Origin of the sequence: Rodentibacter sp. Ppn85 (genome assembly GCF_001999335.1) — a bacterium.
Taxonomy (GTDB): domain Bacteria; phylum Pseudomonadota; class Gammaproteobacteria; order Enterobacterales; family Pasteurellaceae; genus Rodentibacter.
The window spans coordinates 19,044-27,227 of sequence record NZ_MLHS01000050.1 but is presented as its reverse complement, the minus strand read 5'-3'; the positions used below and the strand labels follow the sequence as shown (position 1 = coordinate 27,227).

The following is an 8,184-nucleotide window of genomic DNA, read 5'->3' as shown; positions in this document are numbered from 1 at the left end:
CGTTAAGCAAATTCAATGGGGCAAAGGAAATAAGGAAAAGCAGGGTGTCTTTTCTTTTGGTTCGTTTTCTTTGGGCAAGCAAAGAAAATGAACTCGCTCTTTCAAGAATTGAAAGAGCGAAATACCATCATATTTAGTGTCTGAAATGCCTCATCCCCGTCAACACCATCACCATGCCGTGTTCGTCCGCCGCATCAATCACTTCCTGATCACGCATTGAGCCACCCGGATGGATCACACACTGAATGCCCACTTTTGCCGCGGCATCAATGCCGTCACGGAACGGAAAGAACGCATCGGAAGCCATTACACAGCCTGAAACTTCTAATCCTTCATCCTGAGCCTTAATACCGGCAATTTTTGCGGAATAAACACGGCTCATTTGGCCTGCGCCAATGCCGATGGTCTGGTTATTTTTGGCGTAAACAATCGCATTGGATTTCACGAACTTCGCTACTTTCCAACAGAATAATAAATCTTTGAGTTCCTGTTCGGTCGGTTGACGTTTGCTCACTACTTTTAAATCGTCCAAACCGACCATGCCTAAATCCGCATCTTGTACCAATAAACCGCCATTTACACGTTTGAAGTCTAAACGCTGAGTACGTTCTTGCCATTCTCCGCATTCAAGCAGTCGGACATTTTTCTTACGTTTTACCACCTCGACAGCTTCCGCTGATACTTTCGGTGCAATAATCACTTCCACAAATTGGCGTTCTACAATTTCAGTCGCGGTTTTTTCGTCCAGTTCACGGTTAAAGGCGATGATTCCACCGAAAGCGGAAGTCGGATCGGTTTGATAGGCACGGTTGTAGGCTTCTAAAATATCTTTTCCTAATGCCACGCCACAAGGATTAGCATGCTTCACAATAACACAAGCGGGCTCATCAAATTCTTTCACGCATTCAAGGGCGGCATCAGTGTCGGCAATATTATTATAAGAAAGCGCTTTACCTTGTAATTGTGTCGCCGTTGCCACGCTCGCTTCTTTTACGTTAAGATCCGCATAAAACGCCGCATTTTGATGAGCATTTTCACCATAACGCATGGTTTGTTTTCGCACAAAATTTAAATTTAAGGTGCGAGGAAATTGACCGCACTTAGCATTAGCATCTTCTTCCGCCGCCACATGATAAGGCTTAACGAGCTGACCAAAATAGTTTGCAATCATTGAATCGTATTGCACTGTATGTTCAAAGGCTTTGATAGCAAGATCAAAGCGGGTTTCCAATGTAAGGCTATTTTGATGTTGATCCATTTCTGCAAGAACAGCATTAAAATCATGATTATTGACAATAATCGCTACATCTTTATGATTTTTCGCCGCCGAACGTACCATGGTCGGCCCGCCTATATCAATATTTTCCACCACTTCTTCCAACGTGCAATTGGGTTTCGCGACAGTTTGTGCAAAAGGATATAAATTCACCACCACCATATCAATGCCTTCAATGCCATGCTGTTGCATGATGGCGTCATCCGTTCCGCGGCGCCCCAAAATTCCACCATGTACTTTGGGATGCAACGTTTTCACACGCCCATCCATCATCTCGGGAAAACCCGTATAGTCAGACACTTCCGTCACGGGCAAACCATTTTGTTCTAACAGTTTTGCCGTGCCGCCGGTAGAAAGCAATTTTACTCCGCGCTGTACAAGCCCTTGGGCAAATTCTACAATACCGGTTTTATCTGAAACACTTAATAAAGCCTGACGAATAGGGCGATCGATCATTACATTTTCCTTTCATAGATAGGTTAAAAAAATAAGCGTGCAAATTATAACGCAAACGGTTGCGTAAATATAGAAAAGATTCAAGAAAAATAAGCGACAAGTAAAGTGCGGTAAGAAATGAAGTCGTTTTAAAAAAGCCCGCATTATGCGGGCTATTTGAGGAGTATAAAGTGTGAAACCTAAAAGTTAGTTTTGCTTAAATTTATTGTCTAATGCCCATGCACCGGCACCTGCAAAAACAAAATAGAAGAAAACAACAGAATAAAGCAATGCCAGTTCACCACTATTTGCGATAGGGAAGAATAAGCTCCCTTTGCCTGCTACGTGCATAAAGAAATAGGCATACGCCATTTGACCGGATAAAATAAAGGCAGCCGCTCTGGTAAACAAGCCTAACAAGACTAAAATACCGCCGACAATTTCAATCACCCCACCGACAATCATTAATGGGTCGGTAACAGCGCCATTGCCACCTGTCATAGAGATTGGAAATTCCCAAAATTTAGCCGTACCGTGCAAGATAAACATATAAGCGACAACAATGCGTAGTAAGGCTAAAACATAAGGACGAAATTTTTCAAGATTGTTCATAAAGTTTCCTTATTAAAAGATAAATTAAAAAGCGTGTAGATCATATCTATTCGCATTTTGTTAAACAAGAGCAAAGTTTGAAAAAGACTTTTTACTTTACGTCAAAAATAATTAATGGATGACAAATTTATTTAGCCAATTTAAAAATGCCTCCGCCTCCATAAAACCGGTTACACGGCTACCTTGTATTTCCTTGCCTGTTTGATCCAAAAATAAAATCGTTGGTAAACCTAACACCTGATAGCGTTCCATTATGGCTTTATTTTCAGGACTGTTTTTTGTCATATCCACTTGGAGCAAAAGTACATTTTCAAACGCATTTTGAACCTGTTTGTTACTGAATGTGTATTGCTCAAATTCTTTACAAGCCACACACCAATCGGCATACAGATCCAGTAATGCAATTCGGTGAGGATTGTTTGCTAGAGCCTCATTTAATTCCTGCAGATTTTGAACGCGCTGAAATTTCACATGAGGAATATCCGTATTATTAACCGCACTTTGAGTAACAAACTGGTTTTGCCAAAGGAAATTTTGTAGAGGCTGCACAGTGACCATTGCACAAACGAAAGCGAATACTTTTACCCCATAGCCCAAGCCATTTTTAGGCATTTGCAAAGCAAACCATACAAAAAAAGTACTCGCTAATAACGCCCATAAACGCGGTTCCCAAGTTTCGGGCAAAATACGAGAAAGCAAAAATACCGGCAATGCAAGCATGACAAAACCAAAACTTTGTTTAACCGTATTCATCCATTCTCCTGATTTTGGCAAAATTTTATTACCGAATAACGTGATAAGCATTAATGGTATGCCCATTCCTAATGCTAACAAATAGAGAGTGACGGCCCCTGTAACAAGATCGCCGCTTTGCGCCACATAAAGCAAAGCACCGGAAAGTGGCGCAGAAGTACAAGGCGAGGCAACCAAACCGGCGATCATCCCCATTAAAAACGCACCACCAAAAGCACCCGATGTTTGCTTTTGGCTCAATGTATTGAGTTTAGTTTGTAAGGCGCTTGGCAACTGTAAAGTAAATACGCCAAACATAGACAATGCGAGCAACATAAACAACACGGAAAGCCCAATCATCACATAAGGATGTTGTAATGCGATTTGAAATGGCAAGCCTATTGCCACAACAGTGAGTCCGAGTAAGGTATAAGTGAGTGCCATACCTTGAACATAAAGAAAACTTAGAGAAAAAGCCCGCAGCATATTCGGACGTTGTTGCTGACCAATTACGATAGAGGAAAGCAATGGCAGCATAGGTAATACACAAGGCGTAAAAGCTAATCCCAGCCCAAGTAAGAAAAAACCGAATACCGCATATTTACTTTGGAACAAACCGGCCGCTAAACGATCTTGTTCCGCTAAAAGTGCGGTTGAATTTTGCGGTGTTTTTTCTTCCACCGAGGCAATAGGCAAATCTCCGACTTTCAATGTTCTGACTTCCGGGGGATAACAAAATCCTTCCGTACATCCTTGATAGGAAACTTCAATACTCTGATTATTCCCAAAGGTTTCAGTGGAAAAATAAGCCACCAAAGGTTTTGTAAAAACGGCGACGCGTCCGAAATAGGGATCGTCGTGTATTTCAGCATTTTGGTTGAAATTCACCGAAAGTTGTTGAGGTGTGGAACTCGCCTTAGCTGTGATTTTTTCTTGGTAAAGGTAGTACCCTTCGGCAATATCCCAACGAACAGATAACTGTTTTTTATCCGATGAAATTTGAGCTGAAATAGGAAAGGCCTCATCAATACTCAAAAAAGCGGGTTTACTATTGAATAACCCTGCTTGACTTGCAAACATGGTAAAAATCAGTGTAAAAAAAAGGACGTATTTTTTCATAGGTGAAAGCATAAATTGAGAGGGGAAAAATTCTAACATAAAGACATTCTAAAAACTAAAAAAGTATGATTTAGATCATAAAAATGAAAAGATCATAAAAAATAACCGCACTTTTCCGTTGTTACAACAATGTTACAAAGATAAAATAGGGCATCACTCAAAGTAAGTAAAGAGAGGGCGAAACATGGCAGTACCACAGATTCTCATTGTTGAAGATGAAATCGTTACTCGCAATACATTGAAAGGAATTTTTGAAGCGGAAGGCTATACCGTTCTTGAAGCGCAAGATGGTGTACAAATGCATGAAATTTTAAAAAATAGCAGAGTTAATTTAATCGTAATGGATATTAATCTACCCGGTAAAAATGGTCTGCTATTGGCACGAGAATTGCGTGAATATGCTAACCTGCCTCTTATGTTCTTAACCGGTCGGGACAATGAGGTGGATAAAATTTTAGGACTGGAAATCGGTGCGGATGATTACCTTACTAAGCCTTTCAATCCTCGCGAATTAACTATTCGTGCCCGCAACTTATTGCATCGTGTGATGTTACAGCATGAAAAAGAGAATAATAGTGAACGCGAGTTTTATCGTTTCAACGGTTGGACATTGGATTTAAACGGTCACAATCTTATCAACCCGGAAGGAGAAACATTTAAATTACCACGTAGCGAATTCCGTGCGATGTTACACTTCTGTGAAAACCCGGGTAAATTACAAACCCGTGAAGAACTATTAAGAAAAATGACCGGGCGTGAATTAAAACCACAAGATCGCACCGTGGATGTAACGATCCGCCGTATTCGCAAACACTTTGAAGATCATCCCGAGACTCCTGAAATTATTGCGACAATTCATGGTGAAGGTTATCGGTTCTGTGGTGAAATTGAATCGTAAAACGCTTCCTTCTCTTCCTTTTTATGGGCGAATCCGATTCGCCCCCAGCCTCAACATTAAAATGTCTTTTCAAAAATAATGGTAAGATTCTGCGTTTTATAATGATAAAGGGTCTTCAAATTATTCTGCTGTTTTCGCCATTCAAAAGTTAATTTAGGCGTAATGCCGTAAAGATGCCAGTCCCGTTTCCATACTTGAGCAAGAAATGTATAAATCTTATCTTTTCGGGTCTTACCAAGAGGAATTATGCCACCAAGTACGGCATCCGATTTAAATTGACGTTGGGTAAACCCAATATTGAGTTTTGTTGAAATTCCCCATTGATATTCTTGCAGCCAGCCTAGCCTGATATTTTTAATCATTGAACTATATTGGCGTTCTAGTAGTTTTTCTTCTGCTAACGCCGTACCGATATACAAAATTTGTTTGGGATTGCGATACCAAATAAAGGTTGTGGAAGCCGTATTAATTCGCCCGGCTTGGGGATTATCTTTAAAAAAATGCCTTTTCTCACTAGAAAGTGATGTTTGATTTTGCCAATTTTGTGATAACCACAGGCTATAGCTTAATTCAATTCCATTTGACCAATGAAATGCCTCTCCACCATACCAACGCTTTTCAAAAAAGGGTTGGATTCGGAAGATAAAATCATTCTTTTTGTAAGCATAACCAAGTAAAGTGCGGTTAGAAATATCATCAAATTGATGATTATCCCAGTAGGTTTTACCGAGAATATCGTTACCTACACTCAAATAATGGGAATTAACTAAATTAAAATCACGATTCACGCCAAAAGAATATCCTACACCTGTGGCTTTTTGAGGTAACATTTTTGAATTTTTGACAAACCCTGTATTTTCAATGACCGGTGAAGAGGAAACATTGTCAACATTATTTGTTTTAAGAAACGCAATACTGCCCTCAACTTGCCAGGCGTTACGCTCATTAATCGCGTCAATATAACGATTAATCCGTTCATAAGCGGAAGCGGGTAAATCTTTAACGCTTTTCACTTTATCCAGTTGCAATCTCGCCGCCCTGTCTTGCCGATCAACAAATAACGCAATGGCTAATTCCATACGGATAGAATCAAGCTCGGGACGTTCGCTAATGATTTGTCTATAAATTTTTATGGCTTGTCCATAATCTTGGCGTAAAAACGCTAACTTAGCTTGGCTGTAATCAAGCAATGTTTTATCAATGTGTGGCTGAGCTTGATACTGCACAAGCAGATTTTGAATATGGGCGGCTTCTCCTTGATAAATAGCCTGCTTGAACGATTCTTCAAGTTCACTTGAATGGACAACGGAACTGACTAAACAGAAAAAAACAATAAAATATCGCATAATAAAAAACTGCCTATGAATTTCTAAAAATCATAGGCAGCCAAACAGGTTAGTAACGGACACCACCAAAAGAGGTATCATAGCTATCATTGTTAAAATCAACGATACCCGCAGCTTCTTTTGCCCCATTACCGAATAATCCGCCTTGATATGTTCCTTTTTCTAACAAGGTAGAAGCGTCTCCCTTAAATTCCGTTCCATTAAGTTGGGTTCTGTGCAACGTAATATCTTGACTACGTCCATCATTTAACAAACTAAATTCGATTTTTCCATCGACAGATTTTTGATCAAAATCTACATTTAATGTTGTTTTTCCACCTCGACTTGGATTGCCTGTCATTCCGCTTACCCAATAGGCATCCCCCACATAAGTTGCCGAACCGGAAGGTAAATTGGTTGCTTTTGTACCTTAAAAGCGGGTTTCTTTTACTGTTTTGGCGTCATTTATCCAAAGACCGTAGAAGGAGTCATTATTATTTTTTCCATAAAACATCAGCGTTTTTTGCTGAAACGTGTCCTTTTGGACTATTCGTCAAATCAATTTTAGTGTCATCAGGTGTCGTTGCAGTACCTGCACCACCACCGCTACCACAAGCAGTCAAAAATCCGGCAAGAATAATAGAAAGCAAATATTTTTTCATAGGAAACCTCTTAAATGAGTGAAATATAGAAATTTTACGGTTTACCAATCTATAAATAAGTAAACAAAGTTAATTTTTCTTATCTATAGCTCTGTTTTCAAGCCTAAAAAACGACAAAATGTGAATAAATGAGTATTCTAGAAGATTAATAATGGCACAGTTATTGGCAGCAGCGGCAGATAAATCAATCGGGCAGCGCATTCAACAAAAAAGAAAAGAATTTGGCTACTCTGCAGAGAGGTTATCGGAATGTATCAATTTATCTCAGCAGCAACTTTCTCGTTATGAACGTGGCGTAAGTAAAATCAATGTAAATCATTTGATTGATATTGCGATCTTTTTTAACACCCCTATCAGTTTTTTTTTTCAAGATTGTATGCCCGAGACATTAATGCAAGAAGAATTAAAAGAAGTGGAAATCAATCAAAAATGGGATAACTTATCCAATGTGCAAAAACAAGCCTTTGTGGCCTTTTTGGATACGCTGGATAAAGGATAATAAAGTCAGTTTTTTAGCATGGTTTCCTTATTTCTAGTTTAAATTCCAATCATTCCTCTATCTTTTAATTACCCGACTTTGCGATCAAGAAATATATTCGGTAAAATCAGCAAAAATTTAAACATATAATAAGTTATGACAAAAAAGAAAGTAAAACCGGATTCAAATACTATCGCCCTTAATAAACGAGCCCGCCATGATTATTTCATTGAAGATGAAATTGAGGCAGGGCTGGAATTACAAGGTTGGGAAGTCAAATCCATGCGTGCGGGCAAGGCAAATATTAGCGACAGCTACATTATTTTCAAAAATGGAGAAGCCTATTTATTTGGGGCGACTATCCAGCCGCTCAGTTTGGCTTCAACCCATGTCGTATGTGATCCTACTCGAACCCGAAAACTCCTACTCAATAAGCGGGAATTAGAGTCTCTTTTTGGTAAAGCCAGTCGTGACGGATTCACTATTGTTGCACTTTCTCTTTACTGGAAAGGTGCTTGGGCAAAAATTAAAATCGGTTTAGCCAAAGGGAAAAAACAACACGATAAACGCGATGACATTAAAGATCGCGAATGGAGAGTAGCAAAAGAGCGAATTATGAAAAATGCCAATCGTGGATAATTTTCTAT

At 39.4% G+C, this 8,184-nt stretch carries 9 protein-coding genes; 3 read left to right on the top strand and 6 right to left on the bottom strand.

Annotation, left to right across the window (positions count from 1 at the left end; translation table 11 throughout):
* Positions 1-133: 133 nt before the first annotated feature.
* From purH to BKL51_RS08940, 3 genes are all read right to left on the bottom strand, one after another.
* Entirely contained in the window at positions 134-1,732 is a 1,599-nt protein-coding gene (gene purH, locus BKL51_RS08950) for a bifunctional phosphoribosylaminoimidazolecarboxamide formyltransferase/IMP cyclohydrolase (RefSeq protein WP_077466349.1), read from the bottom strand.
* Between the two features lie 186 nt (positions 1,733-1,918).
* Positions 1,919-2,323: a DoxX family protein gene (locus tag BKL51_RS08945; protein WP_077466348.1), complete on the bottom strand. Its 405-nt coding sequence runs from the start codon at positions 2,321-2,323 to the stop codon at positions 1,919-1,921.
* A 111-nt stretch (positions 2,324-2,434) separates the two neighbouring features.
* Positions 2,435-4,174 carry a protein-disulfide reductase DsbD gene (locus BKL51_RS08940; RefSeq protein WP_077466353.1) on the bottom strand — a complete coding sequence of 580 codons (1,740 nt, stop codon included), beginning with the start codon at positions 4,172-4,174 and terminating at the stop codon, positions 2,435-2,437.
* Positions 4,175-4,358: 184 nt separating this feature from the next.
* Between BKL51_RS08940 and arcA the strand changes: the two genes are divergently transcribed.
* Positions 4,359-5,072, top strand: a complete 714-nt coding sequence (gene arcA / locus BKL51_RS08935) for a two-component system response regulator ArcA (protein ID WP_077466347.1) — start codon at positions 4,359-4,361, stop codon at positions 5,070-5,072.
* A 56-nt stretch (positions 5,073-5,128) separates the two neighbouring features.
* On the opposite strand, the gene BKL51_RS08930 is transcribed toward arcA, so the two are convergent.
* The 3 genes from BKL51_RS08930 to BKL51_RS12130 all read right to left on the bottom strand — a co-directional run bounded on the left by BKL51_RS08930 (position 5,129) and on the right by BKL51_RS12130 (position 7,059).
* The gene (locus BKL51_RS08930; protein ID WP_077466346.1) at positions 5,129-6,418 is read right to left on the bottom strand and encodes a surface lipoprotein assembly modifier; all 1,290 of its coding nucleotides are present in this window, start codon (positions 6,416-6,418) and stop codon (positions 5,129-5,131) included.
* 49 nt (positions 6,419-6,467) lie between these two features.
* Positions 6,468-6,785 carry a transferrin-binding protein-like solute binding protein gene (locus BKL51_RS12135; RefSeq protein WP_233127111.1) on the bottom strand — a complete coding sequence of 106 codons (318 nt, stop codon included), beginning with the start codon at positions 6,783-6,785 and terminating at the stop codon, positions 6,468-6,470.
* Between the two features lie 106 nt (positions 6,786-6,891).
* Positions 6,892-7,059, bottom strand: a complete 168-nt coding sequence (locus BKL51_RS12130; protein WP_233127110.1) for a hypothetical protein — start codon at positions 7,057-7,059, stop codon at positions 6,892-6,894.
* A gap of 151 nt (positions 7,060-7,210) precedes the next feature.
* Here BKL51_RS12130 and BKL51_RS08920 point away from each other — a divergent pair, with 151 nt between their 5' ends.
* A complete protein-coding gene (locus BKL51_RS08920) occupies positions 7,211-7,558 on the top strand; it encodes a helix-turn-helix domain-containing protein (RefSeq protein WP_077466345.1) in 348 nt (115 codons plus the stop codon).
* A 135-nt stretch (positions 7,559-7,693) separates the two neighbouring features.
* Positions 7,694-8,176: an SsrA-binding protein SmpB gene (smpB, locus tag BKL51_RS08915; protein ID WP_077466344.1), complete on the top strand. Its 483-nt coding sequence runs from the start codon at positions 7,694-7,696 to the stop codon at positions 8,174-8,176.
* Positions 8,177-8,184: the final 8 nt, after the last annotated feature.